19 protein-coding genes are annotated in these 20,958 nt (G+C 70.9%); 10 read left to right on the forward strand and 9 right to left on the reverse strand.

Annotated elements, in window-relative coordinates; all coding sequences use genetic code 11:
- Positions 1–8: 8 nt before the first annotated feature.
- A complete protein-coding gene (locus ABEA43_RS15300; protein WP_345562252.1) occupies positions 9–545 on the reverse strand; it encodes an MFS transporter in 537 nt (178 codons plus the stop codon).
- Between the two features lie 152 nt (positions 546–697).
- Here ABEA43_RS15300 and ABEA43_RS15305 point away from each other — a divergent pair, with 152 nt between their 5' ends.
- Positions 698–1,180 (forward strand): hypothetical protein, encoded by a 483-nt coding sequence (locus ABEA43_RS15305; RefSeq protein ID WP_345562254.1) that lies wholly within the window; start codon positions 698–700, stop codon positions 1,178–1,180.
- On the opposite strand, the gene ABEA43_RS15310 is transcribed toward ABEA43_RS15305, so the two are convergent.
- The 4 genes from ABEA43_RS15310 to ABEA43_RS15325 are packed head-to-tail and all read right to left on the reverse strand — an operon-like array spanning position 1,174 to position 3,995.
- Positions 1,174–1,932, reverse strand: coding sequence for an ABC transporter ATP-binding protein (locus tag ABEA43_RS15310; RefSeq protein WP_345562256.1), 759 nt, complete (start codon positions 1,930–1,932; stop codon positions 1,174–1,176). The two genes, ABEA43_RS15305 and ABEA43_RS15310, sit on opposite strands and share 7 nt — an antisense overlap.
- Positions 1,933–1,934: 2 nt before the next feature.
- A complete protein-coding gene (locus ABEA43_RS15315) occupies positions 1,935–2,723 on the reverse strand; it encodes an ABC transporter permease (RefSeq protein ID WP_345562258.1) in 789 nt (262 codons plus the stop codon).
- Complete coding sequence (locus ABEA43_RS15320; RefSeq protein WP_345562260.1) at positions 2,716–3,573, reverse strand: ABC transporter permease; 858 nt, start codon at positions 3,571–3,573, stop codon at positions 2,716–2,718. The genes ABEA43_RS15315 and ABEA43_RS15320 overlap by 8 nt, the downstream gene beginning before the upstream one ends.
- A gap of 26 nt (positions 3,574–3,599) precedes the next feature.
- Positions 3,600–3,995 (reverse strand): hypothetical protein, encoded by a 396-nt coding sequence (locus ABEA43_RS15325; protein WP_345562261.1) that lies wholly within the window; start codon positions 3,993–3,995, stop codon positions 3,600–3,602.
- Positions 3,996–4,098: 103 nt separating this feature from the next.
- On the opposite strand from ABEA43_RS15325, the gene ABEA43_RS15330 reads away from it, so the two are divergent.
- The gene (locus ABEA43_RS15330; protein ID WP_345562263.1) at positions 4,099–5,079 is read left to right on the forward strand and encodes an alpha/beta hydrolase; all 981 of its coding nucleotides are present in this window, start codon (positions 4,099–4,101) and stop codon (positions 5,077–5,079) included.
- A gap of 106 nt (positions 5,080–5,185) precedes the next feature.
- Positions 5,186–6,022: a siderophore-interacting protein gene (locus ABEA43_RS15335; protein WP_345562265.1), complete on the forward strand. Its 837-nt coding sequence runs from the start codon at positions 5,186–5,188 to the stop codon at positions 6,020–6,022.
- 82 nt (positions 6,023–6,104) lie between these two features.
- Here ABEA43_RS15335 and ABEA43_RS15340 read toward each other — a convergent pair whose 3' ends face one another.
- On the reverse strand, positions 6,105–6,953 hold the full coding sequence (locus ABEA43_RS15340; RefSeq protein WP_345562267.1) for an NmrA family NAD(P)-binding protein: 849 nt from the start codon (positions 6,951–6,953) through the stop codon (positions 6,105–6,107).
- Between the two features lie 82 nt (positions 6,954–7,035).
- On the opposite strand from ABEA43_RS15340, the gene ABEA43_RS15345 reads away from it, so the two are divergent.
- From ABEA43_RS15345 to ABEA43_RS15360, 4 genes are all read left to right on the forward strand, one after another.
- Positions 7,036–8,448 (forward strand): sensor histidine kinase, encoded by a 1,413-nt coding sequence (locus ABEA43_RS15345; RefSeq protein ID WP_345562269.1) that lies wholly within the window; start codon positions 7,036–7,038, stop codon positions 8,446–8,448.
- 515 nt (positions 8,449–8,963) lie between these two features.
- A complete protein-coding gene (locus tag ABEA43_RS15350; RefSeq protein ID WP_345562274.1) occupies positions 8,964–9,632 on the forward strand; it encodes a response regulator in 669 nt (222 codons plus the stop codon).
- Between the two features lie 139 nt (positions 9,633–9,771).
- Entirely contained in the window at positions 9,772–11,163 is a 1,392-nt protein-coding gene (locus ABEA43_RS15355; protein WP_345562275.1) for a cytochrome ubiquinol oxidase subunit I, read from the forward strand.
- Positions 11,164–11,261: 98 nt separating this feature from the next.
- Entirely contained in the window at positions 11,262–13,328 is a 2,067-nt protein-coding gene (locus ABEA43_RS15360; RefSeq protein WP_345562598.1) for a serine/threonine-protein kinase, read from the forward strand.
- An 808-nt stretch (positions 13,329–14,136) separates the two neighbouring features.
- On the opposite strand, the gene aceA is transcribed toward ABEA43_RS15360, so the two are convergent.
- Positions 14,137–15,423: an isocitrate lyase gene (aceA, locus tag ABEA43_RS15365; protein ID WP_345562276.1), complete on the reverse strand. Its 1,287-nt coding sequence runs from the start codon at positions 15,421–15,423 to the stop codon at positions 14,137–14,139.
- A gap of 270 nt (positions 15,424–15,693) precedes the next feature.
- On the opposite strand from aceA, the gene ABEA43_RS15370 reads away from it, so the two are divergent.
- Entirely contained in the window at positions 15,694–17,166 is a 1,473-nt protein-coding gene (locus tag ABEA43_RS15370; RefSeq protein ID WP_425570260.1) for a helix-turn-helix domain-containing protein, read from the forward strand.
- Positions 17,167–17,315: 149 nt separating this feature from the next.
- On the forward strand, positions 17,316–17,708 hold the full coding sequence (locus ABEA43_RS15375) for a hypothetical protein (RefSeq protein WP_345562277.1): 393 nt from the start codon (positions 17,316–17,318) through the stop codon (positions 17,706–17,708).
- A 9-nt stretch (positions 17,709–17,717) separates the two neighbouring features.
- On the opposite strand, the gene ABEA43_RS15380 is transcribed toward ABEA43_RS15375, so the two are convergent.
- Complete coding sequence (locus ABEA43_RS15380; RefSeq protein WP_345562278.1) at positions 17,718–18,608, reverse strand: aminoglycoside phosphotransferase family protein; 891 nt, start codon at positions 18,606–18,608, stop codon at positions 17,718–17,720.
- 146 nt (positions 18,609–18,754) lie between these two features.
- On the opposite strand from ABEA43_RS15380, the gene ABEA43_RS15385 reads away from it, so the two are divergent.
- Positions 18,755–18,964, forward strand: coding sequence for a hypothetical protein (locus tag ABEA43_RS15385; RefSeq protein ID WP_345562280.1), 210 nt, complete (start codon positions 18,755–18,757; stop codon positions 18,962–18,964).
- A gap of 51 nt (positions 18,965–19,015) precedes the next feature.
- Here the strand turns inward: ABEA43_RS15385 and ABEA43_RS15390 are convergent, their stop codons facing one another.
- Positions 19,016–20,941: a DUF8034 domain-containing protein gene (locus ABEA43_RS15390; RefSeq protein ID WP_345562281.1), complete on the reverse strand. Its 1,926-nt coding sequence runs from the start codon at positions 20,939–20,941 to the stop codon at positions 19,016–19,018.
- Positions 20,942–20,958: the final 17 nt, after the last annotated feature.

Below are 20,958 nucleotides of genomic sequence, written 5' to 3' on the forward strand. Positions count from 1 at the left end.
TCAGACGGTCAGGCGGGAAGTGGAGGACCACGCCTGGCCACGCTGTGCCGGAAACCCGGCTGGAGCGGGACGACCCTGGTGCGCACGATCGGCGCGGCGGGGCGTACGGAGGTGACGGCGACCGTACGGAGGAGCAGGAGACGGCGGCCGGCCCGGCGGAGCAGCGACCAGAGCGCGGCCTCGCCGCGCGCCAGCCACAGACCGGTGATCAGCGTCGCCGTCACGTGGGTGAGCAGCATGCCGGCGCTGACGCCGAGGCCCTGGCCGGCGTGCCCGTGCACCGTGACGTAGGCCGCCCCGTCGCCCGCGAACAGCTCGTGCAGGCCCAGCTGCGCGCCGACGAGCACGAGGTTGATCGTCGCCGTCGAACGCTCCCTGCCGCACATGACCAGGCCCAGCCCGGAGACGGCCGCGAGCCCGAGCCCCGCGATCCACGGAGCCGGCGCCGAGCCGCCGCCCAGCACGTGGGCGAGCGCGGCCAGCGTCACGCAGACAGCGGCGAAGGCGGCCGTCCGCGCGAGCCTGAGGGGGAGATGCGCATGCATGGGTGTGCCCCATGGTCTCACGGGGCAGGGTCTCATGAGACCTCGAGTGCCAAGCTGTGTGATGCCTGGTCCGAAAAGGCGCCAAGCCGCGCAAGGCCTGGTCCGAAAATGGCATTTGTCGCTAGGGTCGTGCCGACCACGTTGACATAGAGGTGAGAACGTTGCGGCACTTAGCTGGTTTGCTCATCGGGCTGGTGGTGACGGTGGCCGTGCTGGCGGGCGGTGGCTGGGCCGTTCAGCAGGCTTTCGGCAGCGCGGCGGCGACCCCGCCGGACAACCAGAGGATGTGGATAGCGCTCGGCGCGATGGCCGCGATAGGGCTGGTCGTCGGGCTTGTGGTGGCGGGGAGGGTCTCGCCGCTGGCGACGTTCGTACCGTCGATGGTGCTGCTGGCCTGGACGGTCATCTACGCGCTCGACGTGAACAGGGCGCTCTCCCTGATCCCGGACGAGGCGTCGGTGAACCAGATCGTCAGGGACGCCGGGTTCGGTGCGCGGACGATGCTGACGACGGGCGTGCTCGCCCTGCTCGGCGTGGTCCTGTTCATCCCCGTGCTGATGCCGTCGCGCTGGTCGCGGCGGCACGACGACGTTGACGAGGAGTATGAGACCACGCCGGAGGGCAGCTACTACTGAGTGGTGATCGTGGCGCCCCCGGTGTAGAGGCGGGTGACGACGTCCTCGATCGACGACGCGTCGGGCGCCGTGGCCATCAGGTCGTCGAGGGTGCCGTCGAACGCCAGCCGCCCGTGGTCGATCAGCATGACCCGGCGGCACAGGCGTTCGATGTCGCCCAGGTCGTGGGTGGTCAGCAGGACGGTCGTGCCCTGCTCGGCGTTCACCCGCCGCAGGAAGCCGCGGATGCTGGCCTTGCTGACCACGTCGAGCCCGATCGTCGGCTCGTCCAGCACCAGCACGTCGGGCGCGTGCAGGAGCGCCGCCGCGAGGTCGCCCCGCATGCGCTGGCCCAGGCTGAGCTGGCGCACCGGGGTGCGCAGGAACTCGCCCAGCTCCAGGGTTTCGGTCAGCTCGCGCAGCCTCGACCTGAAGTCTGTGCGATCTACTTTGTAAAGGTGCCGGATCAGCTCGAAACTGTCCGTGAGCGGCAGGTCCCACCAGAGCGTCGTCCGCTGGCCGAACACCACGCCGATCCGCCGCGCCAGCGTCGTGCGCTTGCGCGACGGGTCGAGCCCGGCCACCCGGACCTTGCCCGAGGTGGGCGTGAGGATGCCGCACAGCATCTTGATCGTGGTGGACTTGCCCGCGCCGTTGGGCCCGAGGTAGCCGACGAACTCCCCCGGCGTCACGGTGAACGACAGGTCGTTCACGGCGTGGACGATCCGCTTCTTCACCTTGAAGGAGCGGCCCGCCCGGTCGAGCTCGATCATGGTCAACTCCCCGTCGATCGGTAGTGCCTGAGACCCTGCCGCCAGGCCACGGCGGCCAGCAGGGTGAGGACCAGCGCGGCGGCCGGTCCGAGGAAGCGCATGAATCCGGGCGTGCCGAACGGGTCGTCCCTGCCCAGCACGTACAGGCCGGGCTGCCAGTTGATGAAGGCCAGCGGGAACACGTACGTCACGCCGGCGACCAGGTCGCGGGCGTAGATGCTGAGGGGGTACTGGCTGAGCTGGTGGGTGCCGTAGGTGAAGGAGCTGCTCACCTCCGGCGCGTCGGTGAGGACGAACTGCAGCGCGCCGCCGATCGTCCACAGCGCCGTGAAGATGACGAGGCCGGTGACGACCATGACGGGGATCATCCAGGCGCGCCGCCAGCCGAGGTCGAGCGCGGCGATGGAGTAGCCGAGCACGAGGGCCGCCTGGAGGATCCGGCCGGCCCTGTTGGCGTTGAAGCGGTCGGTGGCGAGCTGGATCCAGGCGCTGACCGGCCTGATCAGGAACGTGTCCAGGGTGCCGGCCTTGATGTGCTGGCTGATCCGGTCGAGGTTGCTGAAGAAGGTGTCGCAGAGGGTGAAGGACAGGCTGGCGGTGCCGTACAGGAAGATGACCTCGTCGCGGGAGAACCCGGCGAGCGTGGTGGTGTTGGCGAAGATGACGAGGATGACCGCGACGTCGAGCGCGGCGATGACGAAGCCGAGCACGATCATGAGCACGAACGAGGCCGGGTAGGCCGCGGCGGCGCGGGTCCACGTCCAGGCGAGCAGGAAGTACGTCCTAACCACCCTGGATCACCACCTTGTGGCGGATCGCCCTGGTGCCGAGCGCGCCGAGCCCGAGCAGGACGATCGCCCAGAACGTCTGGAAGGCGAGCGTCTCCATGACCGGGGCCTTGCCGAGGTAGAGGTCGACGGGGAGCTGGACCATGGCCGCCCAGGGGAGTGCCCTGGCCAGCTCGCCGAGCCAGCCGGGGAAGATGTGCAGCGGCACCATCATGCCGCTGAGGAAGGTGGTCATCACCAGCGACAGGACGGCCACGCCGCGGTCGTCGGCGAGCCAGCAGACCGACAGCGCGATGAGGTAGCGCCAGCCGAAGCTGACCAGGACCGCCAGCGCGAATCCGGTCAGGAAGGCCAGCCACTGCCCGGGAGCCGTGGGGACGACGATGCCGAAGACGGCCGCGCCCACCAGCATGGGCGGGATGCCGCGGACGAGGAACAGGTAGGAGGCCCGGCCCGCGTCCTCGGCGAGGGTCCAGAGCTGGAGCGAGGCGGGGCGGACGAGGTCGAGGGCGATGTCGCCGGTGCGGATGCGCTCGGGGATGCCGAGGCCGCCGCCGAACAGCTGCATCGGCCCGATGAGGGCCTGGGTGACGAAGCAGAAGGTGATGGCGTCGTGCACGTCGTAGCCGGCCAGCCCGGGGCGGGCCTGCCAGAGTGCGATGAGGATGTAGGCGCGCAGGATGCCGAACACGCTGTTGGTGAACGCGGCGGCGACTGCGGCCCAGAGGTAGGTGGCGTGTTTGCGGAAGCCGTACCGGACGAGCCGGGCATAGAGCGGTATGGTTTTGCACCTCCGGAGTGTGATGACACGGTGACCAGCCGTGTCCGGACCCGCGCACGGGTCTGCCGACAAGAAGCATGGAATTATCTGTCGCGGAGTCAGCGGTCCGCAACGCGATAAACGAAGCGCAGGCCCGACCAGGTGGCGTCGATGGCCGCCACCTTGTTGTCGACCAGGCCCCTGGCCAGGCCGTAGTCACGGATGGGGTTCTCCGACAGGTCCGTGGGCACCTTGCTGGAGCGTTTGGGCCAGCAGACCCAGAGGCCGCCGTGCTTGGCGAGGAGCGCCATGGCGGCGGGGAAGGCGTCGTGGAGGGCCGCGGTGTCCGGGCAGAAGATCAGGATGACGTCGTACGGGCCCTCTGCGGGGGCGCGGTGGACTTCCGCGTCGGGTTCGCCCAGGTCGAGGCCGTCGGGTGCGCTTATGGCGAGCACCTGGGACCCCGGCTTGACGCCGAGTTTGCGTGGCAGCGGAGTGCCCGAGTATCCGGCCATATCTGACAGCGTGACACGGCGCCGAAATATCCGTGTAAGAGACGAGATACTTACTGGCCGGTAGGAAGGAGGACGTTACGGGAATGTATACATCGGAGGATCGATGATGCGGATCGATGCGGATGTTCGTCCCGACTACCCCTTGAGCTGGCAGGCCCGCGCTCTCACCAGCCTGATGCGCGGCACCTTGAAGCCGGCCTCGACCTTATTGATGCGCCATCCGCTGGCCCTGACCGGGGCGGCCAGGCTCGGCGATCTGACCCGGCTGGTGCGGGTGCCGCATCCCGCGCACGTGTCGATCGTGCCAGCGGCGTTCTCGTCGTGCGGCGGGGAGTGGGTCAGGGGCGGCCAGGGGCTCGACGAGCGCAAGGTGCTGCTCTACTTCCACGGCGGCGGCTATTTCTCGTGCTCGCCGAGCACGCACCGATCCATCACGTGGCGGTTGTCGGTGGTGGCCGGGCGGCCGGTCCTGGCGCTGGACTACCGCCAGGGGCCCGTGCACAAGCTGGCCGACTCGCTGGCCGACGCGCTGGACGCCTACGACTGCCTGCTGCGGCGTGGTCACGCCGCCGAGGACATCATCCTGGCGGGCGACTCCGCCGGCGGCCACCTGACCCTGGCTACCCTGCTGGCGCTGCGGGATCGCGGCCTGCCGCAGCCGGCGGCGGCGATCTGCCTGTCGCCGTGGGCGGATCTGACGGACTGCCCGCGCCGGGCGAACCGGTGGCAGGATCCGCTGCTGCCCGCCAGCCGGGTGCGGTGGCTGGCCCGCCGCTGGACCTCCGGCCTGGACCCGCGCGATCCGCTGGTCTCGCCCGTGCTCGGGGACTTCTCGGGGCTGCCGCCCCTCATGATCGTGACGGGGTCCACCGAGGTGCTGCGGGAGGAGGCACGGCGGGTGGCCGAGCGGGCGCGGCTGGCGGGGGTGCCGGTACGGTACGAGGAATGGCGCAGGATGCCGCACGTCTTCCCGATCCTGGCGGACGTGCTGCCGGAGGCGCGGCTGGCGTTCCGGCACATGTCGCAGTTCCTGGGAGCGGTGGGCGCCCAGTCGGAGTCGATGGGGGATTCTGCGGCGGCCTGACCTTTTTGCCCGTCATGTACTGCCCCTTTTGTGGAGAACGGCGTAACGTAAACAGTCACTAGGTGTAAGGTTAGGTATACCTAACTTCTCCAGGGGGGCTGTTTCCATGGCTGAGAAGCCCAGGGACCATCATCGGGGCGTCGTCCTGCGGACCGAATGGATCGCGCGGCACATGATCCGCATCGTGGTCGGCGGCGACGGATTGGCGGACTTCGCCACCTCAGGGCTGACCGACCACTACGTCAAGCTCGTCTTTCCCATCGAAGGCGTCCAATACCCGGAGCCGTTCAGCGTCAAGGCCTGTCGCGAGACCATGACCAGGGACCTGTGGCCGCGGCTGCGGACCTACACCGTACGCGCATGGGACCCGGACAGCTGCGAGCTGACGCTCGACTTCGTGGTCCACGGCGACGAAGGGCTGGCGGGGCCGTGGGCGGCGCGGGCCGTGCCCGGTGACGTCGTGTACCTGCTGGGCCCCGGCGGCGGCTACGCGCCCGACGCGGCGGCCGACTGGCACCTGCTGGTGGGCGACGAGAGCGCCCTGCCGGCCATCGCCACCGCGCTGGAGGCGCTGCCCGACGGCGTCCTGGCACACGTGCTGATCGAGGTGGACGGGCCGGAGGACGAGCAGAAGCTCGGCAGTGCCGCCGACGCGCGGATCGTGTGGATCTACCGGAACTCCCGCCGCGTCGGCGAGGGGCTCGTGGAGGCGGTGCAGGCGCTGGAGTTCCCCGATGGGAACTTGCATGCGTTCGTGCATGGGGAGGCTGGGTTCGTCAAGCAGCTCCGCCGGTATCTGCGGGTTGAGCGGGGGATCGCGATGGACCGCCTGTCCATTTCCGGATATTGGCGGATCGGGGTGGATGACGAGGGGTGGCGCGAGGTCAAGCGCGACTGGAACCGCGAGGTGGAGGCCGAGGAAGCCGCCGCCATCGCCTCCTGACCGCCCCTGGTTCAGACCCCGCTCCTGACCCTGCTCAGACCGCGCCTCCTGAGCCGGCTCAGGCCCCGGCTCAGACCTTGGTTCAGATCGGGTAGGACGAGGCCCATTCCTCCGTCGTGCGCGCCGGGCGGCCGGTGAGCCGTTCGATGGTGTCGGTCACCGGGGCGGGGGACGTGCGATGCCTCGACCAGGTGGCGAACAGGACGTCCGCGGGGGCGTACGGGCTGATGGCCTTGCGCGCCTCCTCCTCCGGCAGCTCCTCGTAACGCAGGTCGCGCCCGTGGGCGCGGCCGATCAGGGCGATCTGCTCGGCGTGCGTGATCGAGCGCGGGCCGGTCACCGCGTAGGTGTGTCCGGCGTGCCCGGCGTCCGTGCGCCCGGCGTCTGTGAGCGCGGCGATCGCCACGGCCGCGAAATCGGCCGGGTGGATGGGGGAGACCTGGGCGTCCGCCCACGGGCCGCGTACCACGTCGCCCTTTTCGAGCTGGCCCGGCACGTCGAACGCCCACTGCAGGGCGTCGGCGGAGGCGACCGCGAGCCGCAGGAACGTCCACTCGATCCCGGAGGCGCGGATCTGCCGCTCGATGTCGTCGTGGAACGCGGCGATGTCGTCGGGCTGGGGCTCGGCGTCGTCCACGATGGCGCCCGACGACTGGAACACGATCCGGCGCACGCCCGCCTCTGCCGCGGCCTTGAGGAACGCCGGCGCGAAACCGGTCGTGGCGGCCAGCAGGAACACCGAGGTGACTCCGTCGAAGGCGGCGGCCAGGCTGTCCGGGTCGTTCAGGTCTCCCGCGACGACCTCGGCCCCCTCGGGGAGCCCGGCTGAGGACGGGTCGCGGGTGAGGGCACGCACGGGGGTGCCCGCGGCGGCGAGCTGTTCGACGATGGAACGGCCAACGGGGGCGGTGGCCGCGGTGACGAGGATCATGGCTTTCTCCTGCTGTGGCTGGCTTACCTGCTCACCGTAGGAGGCCATGCGGAAGACTTCTTTCCGCGATTAAGCTGTTTTCATGGCGCTTCCGTGGCGACCGCGCGGCCTGGTCGCCGATGCTCTCGTCGCGCTGGCCGTAGCCGCCATCTTCGTCCTGTACCTCCTGGTCAGCCGCGCCGACCTGGCGCCGATGTGGCCGTTCGGGCATGTGCTGCTCGTGCTCGCGGCCGCCGCGCTGCTGCTGCGCCGGTGGCAGCCCGTGCCCGTGCTGCTGGCCGAGATGGCGCTGACGTGGCTGTACTTCGCGAACGGCTATCCGGAGATGCCCATCTACGTGGCGTGCATCGTGGCCCTCTACACGGTCGCCGACCGGGCGCACCCGCTGATCGCCCTGGCCTGCGGGGCCGTGGCCATCGCCGGAGCGGCCTGGCAGGAGATCACGACGGCCATGCCGCCCGGGGACCTCGTGATGATCACCGGCTGGCTCCTCATGGTGATCGCGTTCGGGGCCGCCGCCCGCAGCCGCCGTGCGTACCTGGCCGCGGCGGAGCGGCGTGCGGTCATCGAGGAACGGCTGCGCATCGCGCGCGACGTCCATGACGCGGTGGGGCACGCGATGTCGCTGATCAACGTACAGGCGGGGGCGGCTCTGCACCGGTTCGCCGACCGGCCGGACAAGGCGGAGGAGGCGCTGGCCACCATCAAGCAGGCGAGCGCTCAGGCGCTGCGTGAGCTGCGGGCGACGGTGGGCGAGCTGCGGCACGACCCGGGGGCCGAGGGGATCGGGCGGCTGGTGGACAACGCTCGGCGGGCGGGGCTGGACGTCCGGTTCACCGCGCCGGAGGGGGTGCGGCTGGGGCCGGAGGCGGATCTGGCGGCGTACCGGATCGTGCAGGAGGCGCTCACCAACGCCGCCCGGCACGCCGGCGCGACCCGGGTCTGGGTGGAGCTCACGGTCGCGGGCGGGGAGCTGACGATCATCGTCCAGGACGACGGGGCGGAGGCGACCGCCGCACCGGAGAGCCTGCCGACGGGCTTGGGCCTGGCCCCCCGACCTGGCAAGCTCTCCGCGGTCTCCTCGGAACCCCCGCTCAATGGCCCTTCAGCCGTCCCCGCCGGGTCCTTGCCCGGCGACCTCTCCGCGGTCTCTTCGGAACTTCTGCCCGATGGCCCCTCAGCCGCTCTCGCCAGGCCTTTGCCCGGCGACCTCTCCGGAGGCTCTTCGGGGCCCTCGCCCGACGGCTCCTCCGCAGCCTCCCGATCCGGCGACCTCTCCGCCGTGCCCTTGGAACCCCCGCCCAACGGCCCTTCAGCCACCTCCGCCAGCCCCTTGCCCGGCGAGCCCTCCGGCGTCCACGCCGAATCCTCAGGCAGCGGGCTGACGGGGATGGCGGAGCGGGTGGCGCGGCTGGGCGGCACCCTGCAGTATGGCCCGCACAACGGGAAGGGATTCCGGGTGCTGGCCCGGCTGCCCGCGGACCGGGGACGGTGATCATCGGTGGGATGGGCGGTGAGGTGGCGTGGGCATGGCATGTGGCAGGATCCGCGACCCGTCCTCAGCCGGCGTCCCCGAGGGGGCCGAGGGAGCGGCCTGGATCCGCGAACCTGGATCCGCGAACCTGGATCCGCGAACCTGGATCCGCGAACCCGGATCCGCGAGCCCGGGTCGACCTGCCCGAGGCCTTCCGCCGCGAGCTTCCGCCCGGCACATCCGCCCCATGCTTCCGCCCGGCACATCCGCCCCATGCTTCCGCTCGGCATGCCCGCCCCAAGCCTCTGCTCGGCATGCCCGCCCCAAGCCTCTGCCCGGCATGCCCGCCCCAAGCCTCTGCCCGGCATGCCCGTCCCAAGCCTCTGCCCGGCATGCCCGCCGGGGCCACCTACCTCAAGTCGCCTACCTGGGTCCGCCTACCCGACATGCGCCTGCCCGAGCCGTCGGCGGGCGGATGGTCGGGTGGGGCGGTTGACGAGGAGGGTCGCTTTGATGGCGCCAGGTGGTGAGCCAGGGTGATCAGCGTGCTGCTCGCCGATGACCAGCGGCTGGTGCGCGCGGGGTTCCGGCTGATGCTGGAAGGCGAGCCCGACCTGGTCGTCGTCGGAGAGGCGGGCGACGGCGAAGAGGCCGTACGCCTCGCCCGCGCCGATACCCCGGACGTGGTGCTCATGGACGTTCGCATGCCGGGCGTGGACGGCATCCAAGCCACGCGGCGCATCGTCACCGATCCCGCCCTCACCGGGGTGAAGGTCGTCATACTCACGACGTTCGACATGGACGAGTACGTCTACGGCGCGCTCCGGGCCGGGGCCAGCGGCTTCCTGCTCAAGGACACCGAGCCGATGGAGCTGATCCACGCGGTGCGCGTGGCGGCCAGAGGCGACGCGCTCATCGCGCCCGCGATCACCAGGCGGCTGATCGCCGAGTTCGCCGGCCGGGTGACCAGGCCGGTGCCGGAGCTGAGCGCGCTGACGGAACGGGAGCGCGAGGTGCTGAGCCTGATCGCGTCGGGGCTGTCCAACGAGGAGATCGCCGAACGGCTGGTGCTCAGTCCGGCGACGGTGAAGACGCATGTCAGCCGCATCCTCGCCAAGCTGGCGGCCCGCGACAGGGCGCAGCTGGTGGTGACGGCGTACGAATCGGGGCTCGTCACACCACGCTGGATCCGCCGGGACCTCTGACCGGGCCGCCCACCGCAATCTGGCCGGGCCGCCCGCCGCAACACGCCGGCACCGCCGATCGGTGTCGGACCTGAGTCGTACACAAAATCGAACCACGGGCTGACGCGAACTCACCCTCCCCCTTGAAACCCTTCTCCGCATGGACCTCCTCCCGCTGGCCCGCGTGGAGTTCGCGATCACTGCGGGCGGCCACTTCCTCTTCGTCGTGCTGACCCTCGGCCTGGCGACGCTGCTGGCCGTCATGCAGACCGGCGAGACGTTCCGGCCGAGCGCGGAGAGACGGGCCAGGCTGTGGTTCTGGGGCAGGCTCTACGTGGTCAACTACGCGTTCGGCATCGTCACCGGGCTGGTGATGGAGTTCGAGCTCGCGCTCAACTGGAGCCGGCTGACCACCGAGATCGGCCCCGCGCTCGCCGTGGAGACGATCGTGGCGTTCTTCGTGGAGTCGACGTTCCTGGGGCTGTGGCTGTTCGGCTGGGACCGGCTGCCGAGGTGGGCGCATCTGGCGGTGATCTGGGTGGTGGCGCTGACCGCTCACATCTCCGCGTACGTCGTGCTGGTGGCCAACGGTCACCTGCAGAGCCCGTCCGCGGACCCTTGGGTCAACCCGGCGGCCTGGACCGCGTTCGCGCACGTCACGGGAGCCGGCCTGGTGACCGCCGGAATATTCGTCGCGGGGATCGGCGCCTACCATCATGATCGCCGGTCGGTCAGGTTCGGGGCGTGGGCGCTGCTGCCCGGCATGGTGATCGTCGCAGCGGCCGGTCATCAGCAGTTCATCAGAGGACTGCAGCCGATGAAGCTCGCCCTCTGGGACGGCACCGGCACCGAACAAGCCGCCCTGCAGGCCGAGCTGGTCGCGGCGTACGGTCCGGACGGCTACATCCCACCCGCCTGGGCCGCCACCGCGCTCCTCGCCATGCTGATCATCGGTGCCCTGCTGATCGCCCTCGCCCTGGCCGGCCCCTTCCTGGCCAGACCCGTCCCCGCTGGAGGTGCTGACCGGCAAGCCAAGAAACGCGCCTATGGCATGGGGATCCATGCCGGAACGAGCGCTCAGCGCACGCTGGACTCCGGCGAGCAGGACCTCGTGAGTACGGAGCATTCCGGAACGAGCGCTCAGCGCACGGTGGACTCCGGCGAGCAGGACCCCGTGAGCGCGGAGCATTCCGGAAGAGGCGTTGGGCCGCCCAGCGGGCCGGAGGAGCAGAGAGGGCCGAGCCGAGGCGCGAAGATCTTCCTGTACGCGATACCGCTCCCGTTCCTGGCCGTGCTGTGCGGTTGGATCTTCCGGGAAGTGGGCCGCCAGCCGTGGGCCGTCTACGGGCGGATCAAGGTGGTCGATGCGATCACACCTGGCGCCGGTGTCGTCCAGTTCGCGCTCTTCGGCCCGATCTTCGTGACTCTCGCCGTACTGAACGTGATCATCCTCTGGAGGCACGCCAAGGACAAAACGCCACTTCAGACCACCAGACCACAGCACTTACTCACCGCAGAGGAACGAACGCCTTACCTCCAATACCCCTTATGACAGACATGCGGAAAGCCTCCGTGGATGCGGGCCACAGTGTGCTTTGCCGTGTTCCAGACAGGAGAGGCGAAACTCGGATGGCGCGTGGTTCGAGCGACATGCCTCCTGGCGTGCGACCGCTTACGGTGGGCGACCCGGTCATCATTGGGCGACACCTTCTCCTGGGCCGCCTCGGCACGGGCGGGATGGGAGTGGTGTATCTGGCCGAACGCACTCGGGGTGGCCTGGTGGCACTCAAGACGCCGCATGCGGTGCATCTCAACGATGCCACGCTACGGGCGCGCTTCGCTGAAGAAGTGGCTTTCTCACGCAGATTGGTGCCCTTCTGCACGGCGTCGGTCGTGGAGGACGGGACCGATCGAGATCGCCCCTACCTGGTCACCGAGTACATCCCGGGCCCGGCGCTTTCCCAGGTCGTCATGGCCAGAGGGCCGCTCACGCCCGACGTGGCCTACGGCGTGGCACTCGGCGTCGCCGCCGCGCTCGTGGCGGTGCACGAGGCCGGGCTGGTGCACCGGGATCTCAAGCCGGGCAACGTGCTCCTGTCTCCGCACGGGCCTCGAGTCATCGACTTCGGCATCGCCCGCGACGTCGACACCCTGGCCGCGCACACCCAGGCCGGCCAGGTCATGGGCAGCCCCGGCTGGGTGGCGCCGGAACGGCTGACCGGCGGGACGGCGATGCCCGCGTCCGACGTGTTCGCCTGGGGGTGCTTGGTGGCGTTCGCCGCTACCGGGCACCATCCGTTCGGGGGTGGGGAGGCGGATGTGCTGACCAGGCGCATCCTGTTCGACGCGCCCCGAACCGAGAACGTGCCCGCCCTGCTCCGGCCCGCCGTGGAGGCGGCGCTGGCCAAGGACCCCGCCGACCGCCCGAAGGCCGCCGACCTGCTGCGCGCGCTGCTGGCCGCAGGCGGGGTGGGAGCTCCGTGGGACCTGCGGCAGTCGGTGACGGGGGTGCTGGCGGAAATCTGGACGCCCATCCCTTACCCGCCTGGGGGTGGCCGGGTCCGCCTCGCCCGCCCGTCCGGCGACACGGATTCCGGCGCGTCCGGGCACTGGAACGACGACGGCCCCATCGACCCAGATGCGAACGACTTCGGCGACTGGGACTCCGGCGGCCCCGATGGGCTAGGGACCCGTGGCGCTGAGGGCCGGAAGTCCAGTGAGCCCGATGGACGAGGTGTCAGCGGTACTAAGCGCTGGAAGGTCGGCGGGCTGGGTGGAAGGGGTGCTCGTGGCGCTGAGAGCCGGGAGTCTGGCGGGCCCGACGGGCGAGGCACCGATGGCGCTGAAGGTGGGGAGTTCGGCGGGCCCGGTGGGCGAGGTGCTGATGGCGCTGAAGGTGGGGAGTTCGGCGAGCCCGGTGGGCGAGGTGCTGATGGGGCTGACGGCGGTGGGTTCGGCGGGCCCGGTGGACGGGGCGCTGGTGGCGCTGAGGGCTGGGAGTCTGGCGGGCTCGGCGGGCAGGGGGCTGGCAGCCCTGAGGGCTGGGTGTCTGGCGGGCTGGGTGGGCGAGGTGCTGGTGGGGCTGACGAGGGTGGTTTCGGCGGGTCTGGCGCGGAAGCGGGCTCGACGCGGAGCGGTGCCTCAGGGCGTAGGAGGAGAGCCAAGGCTGGGGCGCACTTGTCGCATGCCAGTTTCGCGGCCCTGGCCACGGTGACGATCGCGGCCGTCACGGTGATCGCGGCGGCGAGCGGCGATGGGATGCGTATCGGGGGCGGTTCGCTGCTGCCCGGCGGTAACCCGGCCACCGTGCAGCCCTACGGCAGCGCTGGCTCTACCGCGCGCCCGACGGCCTCGCCCACCGGCGGTGTCCCACCCACCAGGGCCGGGACCACCACGGCCGCATCACCCGCCGCGCCCACGATCTTCGTGACGCATACCCGTACGAAGGGGCCGCTCACGGTGCTCAGCCCCTCGCCTGACCGAAACAGGAGCACGTTCCGGCCGACGAACAGCAGCGATCCTGGCGAGCAGGGCGAGGAGGGACCCGGCGAGTGCGCGAGCCCAGCGGGGCGGAAGCGCGGAAGTGCGGCCAGGCGCGACTGCCCGCAACCGTCGCACTCGATCAGCACGATCCCGCAGGACGGGCCAGGCGAGTCACCGGACCCCTCCTCGACCGTCTCGCCCGGTCCGACGGAGACCTCGACCGGATCTTCATGACGTGAAGGGGAGCCGACTCATCCCCGAGGCTTGTGGTGGCGTCGTGGCGTCGTTCCGGTGTCTGGTGCGACCGCGACCGCATTGGCTTGTCGGCCCAGTGGCCTGGCGGTTCGGTGGTCGGGTGACCGTGCGGTTCGGTGGCTGTTCGGTGGTCGGGTGGTCCAGCGACCGGGTGGTCCGGAGACCGGGTGGTCGCGGTCCCGTTGTCCGGGGGCTGGGTTGCCGTGTGGTCTGGCGGTCCTGTGGTCCGGTCCGATGGTTGGGGTGGCGGTACGGCCTGGAGGTCTTGTGGTCCGGTCCGGTGGTTGGGGTGGCGGTACGGCCTGGAGGTCTTGTGGTCCGGTCCGGTGGTTGGGTGGCCGTATGGCCTGGGGGTCCGGAGGCCTGGAGTTCCGAGGGCCCCGCAGTCCGGTGGTGGGGTGGTCGCGCGGTCTGGTGGTTGTGCGGTCCGGCGGCGTGCGGTCCTGTGGTCTTCTGGTCCGGTCCCGAGATCCCGTGGCCCCGCCCTCCTGTGGTCCCGCCCTCCCGTGGTCCCGAGGTCCTGCGGTCCTGCGGTCTCGCGTGTTCGTGCGGCCCCGCCATCCCGCCATCCCGCCGTTCGGGGGAGCGGGGGCTGTGCGAGCTCGCGGGCCGGTGGCAGACGCCTTCGTGGGGCGGGGGTTCCGGCGGTTGGCTGATCGGGTGCGGGCGGGCGGCTGGTGGGTGGGCATGGGAAGGGGGCCGCGCCAGCGCTGGGGGGAGACTGGCGCGGCCCGTTCGCCGGAGGAACCATCCCATGCCCTGGAGGTGGCCGGCGAGACTGGGGAAGCTAGTGCGCGAACTGCTCCTCTTCGGTCGAGCCCTTGTAAGCGGTCGTCGAGGAGTCGGGTGCGACGGCGGTGCTGACGAGGTCGAAGTAGCCGGTCCCGACCTCGCGCTGGTGCCGGGTGGCGGTGTAGCCACGCGCCTCGGCGGCGAACTCCGCCTCCTGAAGCTCGACGTACGCGGTCATGCCGTCGGCGGCGTAACCCTGGGCGAGGTCGAACATGCCGTAGTTCAGCGAGTGGAATCCGGCGAGGGTGATGAACTGGAACTTGTACCCCATGTGCCCCAGCTCCCGCTGGAACTTGGCGATCGTGGAGTCGTCGAGGTGCTTCTTCCAGTTGAACGACGGCGAGCAGTTGTAGGCGAGCATCTGGTCGGGGTACTCGGCCTTGATCGCCTCGGCGAACTCGCGGGCCACGTCCAGGTCGGGCGTACCGGTCTCCATCCAGAGCAGGTCGGAGTGCGGCGCGTACGCCAGGCCGCGGGCGACGCAGGCCCCCAGGCCGTTCCTGACCCGGTAGAAGCCTTCCGCCGTGCGCTCGCCGGTGGTGAACTCCTGGTCGCGCGGGTCCACGTCACTGGTCAGCAGCGTCGCGGCCTGTGCGTCGGTCCGCGCGATGATCAGTGAGGGGACGCCGGCGACGTCCGCGGCGAGGCGGGCGGCGTTGAGGGTCTTGATGTGCTGCCCGGTCGGGATGAGCACCTTGCCGCCCAGGTGGCCGCACTTCTTCTCGGAGGCGAGCTGGTCCTCCCAGTGCACGCCCGCGGCGCCCGCCGCGATCATGCCCTTCATCAGCTCGAACGCGTTCAGCACCCCGCCGAACCCGGCCTCCGCGTCGGCCACGATGGGAGCCAGCCAGTGCGGCGCGTCGGAAAGGCCCTCCGACCAGGTGATCTGGTCGGCGCGCAACAGGGCGTTGTTGATGCGGCGCACGACGGCAGGCACCGAATTGGCCGGATACAGGCTCTGGTCCGGGTACGTGTGCCCGCCCAGGTTCGCATCCGCGGCCACCTGCCAGCCGGACAGGTAGATCGCCTGCAGGCCCGCCCGCACCTGCTGCACCGCCTGGTTGCCGGTCAGCGCGCCGAGGCTGTTGACGTAGTCCTCGGTGTGCAGCAGAGCCCACAGCCGCTCGGCGCCGAGCCGGGCCAGCGTGTGCTCCTCCTGGACGCTGCCGCGCAATTTGATCACGTCTTCCGCGCCGTAGGTGCGCTCGACACCCTCCCAGCGGGGGTTGTTGTCCCATTCGTCCTGTAGCTGCTCAGCAGCTCCCTTGAGGCGATCATTCATGGTTTCGCTCCTTTGTCGTCCCCTGGGGGCTCACGCCGAGTCTCTGCCCCCGGAGGTCCCGCCAATAGTCCGAGCGGAGGAGAAGAATCGTGGAAGTTTCCGTAATCGGCATTACCAGTGGGTATTCAGCAGTGAAGAAATCGTGAGTTTTACCGTTGGCCTAGACCAATCCGATGGCGGAAACCTCGGCCCGCGCGCCCTCGACGCCCGCCCTTGAGGCGTGGCTGAAGAGGCTAGAAAATGGGCCGAATTTCTGTCTAAGATGCCGTCATGGCGCCCTTGCTAGGTGAAGAACCGCTGTCTTTGACGCAGGAGCTCGATCTGATCGCGTTTGGCCAGCGCCTTCGCCACCTGCGGAAACAACGCGGCCTGACCCTGTCCGACCTGGGATCGCGCGTCAGCAGGGCGCCCAGCCAGCTCTCGCTGCTGGAGAACGGCAAGCGCGAGCCCAAGCTCTCCCTGCTCAAGTCGCTGGCGACCGCCCTGGGCGTCCCCGTCGAAGAGCTGCTGCGCCGCCAGCCGCCCAACCGCCGCGCCCAGCTTGAGATCGCGCTGGAGGAGGCGCAGCGCGACCCGATCTACACCGCGCTCGGGCTGCCCCGGCTGAAGGTCTCCGCCCGCGTGCCGAACGACGTGCTCGAACACCTTCTCGGCCTGTACGGCGAGTTGCGCGCCAGGCAGGCCAGGGGCACCGCCACCCCGGAGGAGGCCAGGGCCGCCAACGCCGAGCTCCGGCGCAGGCAGCGCGAGGTGGGCAACTACTTTCCGGTGATCGAGAAGGCCGCCGCCGAGGCCCTCGACGCGGTCGGCTACCGTACGGGCGCCCTGTCGCAGAGCATGATCCAGAGCCTGGTCACGCATTTCGGCTATACCGTGCACACCGCGCAGGACCTGCCGCGCTCCGTGCGTTCCATCACCGACCTTCGCAACCGGCGCATCTACGTCAAGCACGAGCAGCTCGGGATGCACACCCCGCGCACGATCCTCCTTCAGACGCTCGGGCACCTCGCGCTCGGCCACGACAAGCCCCGCGACTTCGCCGACTTCCTGCGCCAGCGCACCGAGGCGAACTACTTCGCCGCCGCCGTCCTCGTCCCCGAGAAGACCGCCGCGCTCTACCTCCAGGAGGCCAAGTCCGCCCGCGCGCTGTCGGTGGAGGACCTGCGGGACGTGTTCGCGGTGTCGTACGAGATGGCCGCGCACCGCTTCACCAACCTGGCCACCCATCACCTGGGCCTCGTCTGCCACTTCGTGCGCAACGACGCCGGCGGCACCATCTACAAGGCGTACGAGAACGACGGGATCGTCTTCCCCGCCGACGAGCAGGGGGCCATCGAGGGCCAGCGGATGTGCCTGCAGTGGTCGGGGCGGCAGGTGTTCGCCTCGCCCGATCGGTTCTCGGTGTTCTACCAGTACTCCGACTCGCCCACCGGGACCTATTTCTGCGTGGCCCACGTGGATCCGTCGCGCGAGCGGGACTTCGCGATCACGCTCGGGGTGCCGTACAAGGAGTCGCGCTGGTTCAGGGGGCGCGAGACCACCAGCCGCACCAAGTCCAACTGCCCGACCGGCGACTGCTGCCGCCGCCCGCCCACCGAGCTGGCCGAACGCTGGGAGGGGTACGCCTGGCCGTCCGCCCGCGCGAACTCCCACGTCCTGGCGGCGCTGCCGCCCGGGTCGTTCCCCGGCGTGGACGAGGCCGACGTCTACACCTTCCTGGAGCGGCACGCCGCCACCGCGTAAGGCGGCGGCACGCCGCCACCGCGTAAGGCGGCGGCACGCTGTCACCGCGTAAGGCAGCGGCACGCCGCCACCGCATAAGCCGTGAGCAGCCCGGCCGCCTCAACGCGGGCTCAACATTTCCTCAACAACCCGGGCCGCACGATGCTGCCATGAACTCGAAGACGTTTCCGGCCCTCGTCGCAGCCGGCGCCATCGCCGCCGCGGCCCTCGTCAGCGCCTCCGTCCCCGCCGCCGCGGCGGCCACCGATACCGAGGTCAGCTGCCCGCGACCGCGGGTGGCCAACCGGGACCCCGGCTACGTCACCATGACCGGCTCGTACAACCTCAAGGCCGGGCCGTACGCGGGCGGCCGGTGCGCCACCATCACCAAGGTCGCCAGGGGCACCGTGCTGTACGTCCAGTGCTGGGTGCTCAACAGCCATGGACACCCGTGGGGCTACGTGCGGGTCAAGGGCACCGGCACGTACGGCTGGATGTCGGTCGACAACGTCAGGTACGGTCCGGGCCTCAACTTCGCGAAGTGCCCGGGCAGCGAGCTCTAGAAGAGTGGCTCAGCCGATGAGGGCCTCGGTGATCTGGCGGGTGGTCTGCGCGGCGACCCCCGGGCTGACGGCGGCGTAGGAGGTGTAGGCGTTCAGGCCGGTGGCCAGGGCCCAGCCGCGCCCCCTGGTCCAGGTGGCGTCGTCCACGCCGAGCGCGGCGCGGAAGGCGGCCCGGCCGGTGGCCGACATCAGGGTGAAGGCGATGATCAGGTCGCAGGCCGGGTCGCCGATGCCGAGTTCGCCGAAGTCGATGACCGCGCTGAGGCGGCCGCCGGCGGTCAGCAGGTTGCCGGTGTGGAAGTCGCCGTGGAACCAGACCGGAGGGCGATCCCAGCCAGGGGCGCTCAGGGCCGCGTCCCACAGCTCGGTCATGGCCGTGGCGTCGAACACGCCGCCGGTCGCCGCGATGGCGGCCCGGGTCGCGCGGTCCCGGCCGGCCAGCGGCCGGCCGGTGAGGTCCGCGCGGCCCTTCGCGGCCCGCATGTCCTCGGGCGCGAACCGCTGAAGGGCGGTGAGGAACGCCGCCAGCTCGACGGCGGCCGCGGACGAGCCGGCCAGCGCCTCGACGGTCGCCACCTCGCCGGCCAGCCAGCGGGACACCGCCCACCGCCACGGATAGCCGAAGCCGGGCTCACCCACGGCCACGGGCACCGGGACGGCCAGCGGGAGGTGCGGGGCGAGCCGGGGCAGCCACTCCGACTCCTTCTCGGCCTGGCCGACGGCGTCGGCGTGGCGAGGCAGCCGGACGGACAGCTCCGCGCCCAGCCGGTAGATCACATGATCAGAGCCGGCCGGGTCGACCGGCTCCAGCGGCAACGCGGCCCATCGTGGGAACTGCGTCTCGACCAGGCGCCTGACCAGGGCGGCCGTGATCGGCGGGCGGGTGCTCGCGGTCGCCAAGAGCAGCTCCTGAGGTAGGCGGATGGCCGCGACCATCACAGTGCACCGCGGGCCCGCCTGTCGACCGGATTTCCGGCCGGCTCGGAGGTGTAGGCTGCCTACATGTTCATATATGTAGGCAGCCTACTGCTGGAGGTGCGTTTCTCATGAGCGAGGACCTGCCCAGGGAATCCGCCTGGCCGGCGGTGCGGCTCGTCATCCTCGTCATCGCGGGCGTCATCGTCGGCAACGTGGCCGTCACGCTGCTGACGAATCGGGACCCGGCTCTGGGGCTCGACGAGCTGCTCGCCTTCGGCGGGGGCGCGGCGCTGGGGCTGCTGGCCGAGTTCGCGGTGTTCAGGCGGCCCAGGCGCTGAGGTCCGCCCGCACCTCTCAGGCGGCCCAGGCGCTGAGGTCCGCCGCGCGTCTCAGGCGGCGCGGTCCTCCCACGGCAGCCGGTACGACGGCCGGTGGGCGCACAGCCGCAGCCGCAGGGTCAGCGTGACGGTGGTGCCCGCGGGCAGGACCACGGTCAGGTGCGGCCCGCCCACCGCGTGCTCGACGGCCGAGACGACCGGCTCGTGGTGGATGTACTCGGTGTCGTGGCCGGTCCAGCCGGGCTCGGCCGCGGTCGCCGCGGCGGTGACGATCTCGTGCTCGCCGAACGCCCCGGCCTGCACGATGATCGTCCGATCGGCGGTCGCCGACAGGTTGACCAGGGTGACCACCGTGGCCTCCGGCTCGATCGCGCTGACCAGGACGGCCACCTGATCGGGCACGCCGGGACGGCGGCGCTCGGCGTCGAAGTAGCGGACCCTGGCCTGCTGGAGGCCGCCGTTGTAGACCACCTGCGGGCCGCCCCACATGAGCTGGGTCAGGGCCTCGGTCACCACCGGATTGACGTTCTGCCACAGGTGGATGGCCTCCTCCGGCAGGTCCCGGCCGGCGTTGGCGAGCAGCAGCGCGATGCGGCGGCGGGCCTGGGCGTGCGCGGCGGCCAGGATGCGCTCGGGGTAGTCCGGGTTGTCGCCGCACAGGTACGCGTACCAGGGCTCCTCGTGCCCGGCCTCCTCCTTGTCGCGGAAGGGCCGCACGGTCGCCCAGTCGTAGCCGGACGCGGCGCGCAGCGCGTCGAGGCGGGCCCGGTCCTCGGCCGCGCCGGTGCGGTGCCAGAGCGCGAGCGGCACCGACGTCTGGATCGGGTTGTAGTCGAACCAGCCCTTGTCGCTGTGCCGGTAGGGCACGAGCAGCGTCGGGACGTACGCGCCGGGGCCGAGGTGGGCACGCCAGCGGCCCTGGTTGGCCGAGTCGCTCTCGTCGAAGGTCTGCTTGACGCCGCGCTCGATCACCGCGTCCAGCAGGGAGCGGACGAAGCCGAGATACCGGTCGTCGCCGGTGGCGAGCGCGGCGCTCAGCGCGCCGACGGCCGCCGCCTGGCCGATGCTGTAGAGGCCGTGCGGCCAGGTCCAGCCGTAGTGCGCGCCGTACCAGCGGCCGTCGAGCGCGCTGCCGACCACGCCGTCGAGGCCGACGTTGTCGGGGACGATGCCGTCGTTGTCCTCGGCCCGGCGCTGCCAGGCGCCGACGTACTCACGCAGCCATGCGGCGTAGCGTTCCTCGCCCGAGACCAGGTAGGCGTTGCAGACCAGCCCGGCCACGCTCAGGTTGCCGGCCGCGTCGCCCCGCCCGAGGCGCCGCTGCATCTCCGCGCCCAGCCGGGGGTCGTCGGCGAGCGGCGGGACGGGCTCGCCGGCCGGCAGCAGCCAGTCCAGCGGATAGCCGTACTGGGCGGCCTCGGCCTCGGTCCACGGGTAGGCGGGGGAGTCCGCCACGCCCTCCCTGGCGCCGCCGCTGCCGTTGTGCGGGGCCTTGATGATCCGGCGCTCCGGATCGTAGTTGCCCTTGCCCGGGTCGAGGTAGAGGTCGGCGAACCGGGTGGCCCGCGCGGCCCAGGCGGCCGGGTCGGCGGCGGTCAGGAAGTACGTGAACAGCAGGCTCTCGCCCTGGTGGAACCAGTCGTAGCCGATCTCGAACTCGTCGGCGAACATGCCCAGGCCGGTCATCTGGGCCACCACGCCGTGCCAGTGCCGCGCGCAGGTCTCCAGCAGGTCGTCCGCGCCGCCCAGGAGGTAGAGCTGCGGCCAGTTGAAGAACGGCTCGAAGAAGTCGTCGGCGCCGTCGCGCGAGGACAGCCGGCCGTCGTACCGAAGCGAGCCGTCGGGGCCGGTGTAGCGGGCGGAGAACAGCCGCCACCCGCTGTCGAGCAGGTCGAGCAGGGCCCGCTGCGACAGCGCCCAGGCCGGGGGATCGAGGACGGGGACGCTGGCCGTCACGGTGGTCATGCGGTGCGTCATGCGGTGCGGACTCCTCA

It is taken from the genome of Nonomuraea rosea (assembly GCF_039539705.1).
Taxonomy (GTDB): domain Bacteria; phylum Actinomycetota; class Actinomycetes; order Streptosporangiales; family Streptosporangiaceae; genus Nonomuraea; species Nonomuraea rosea.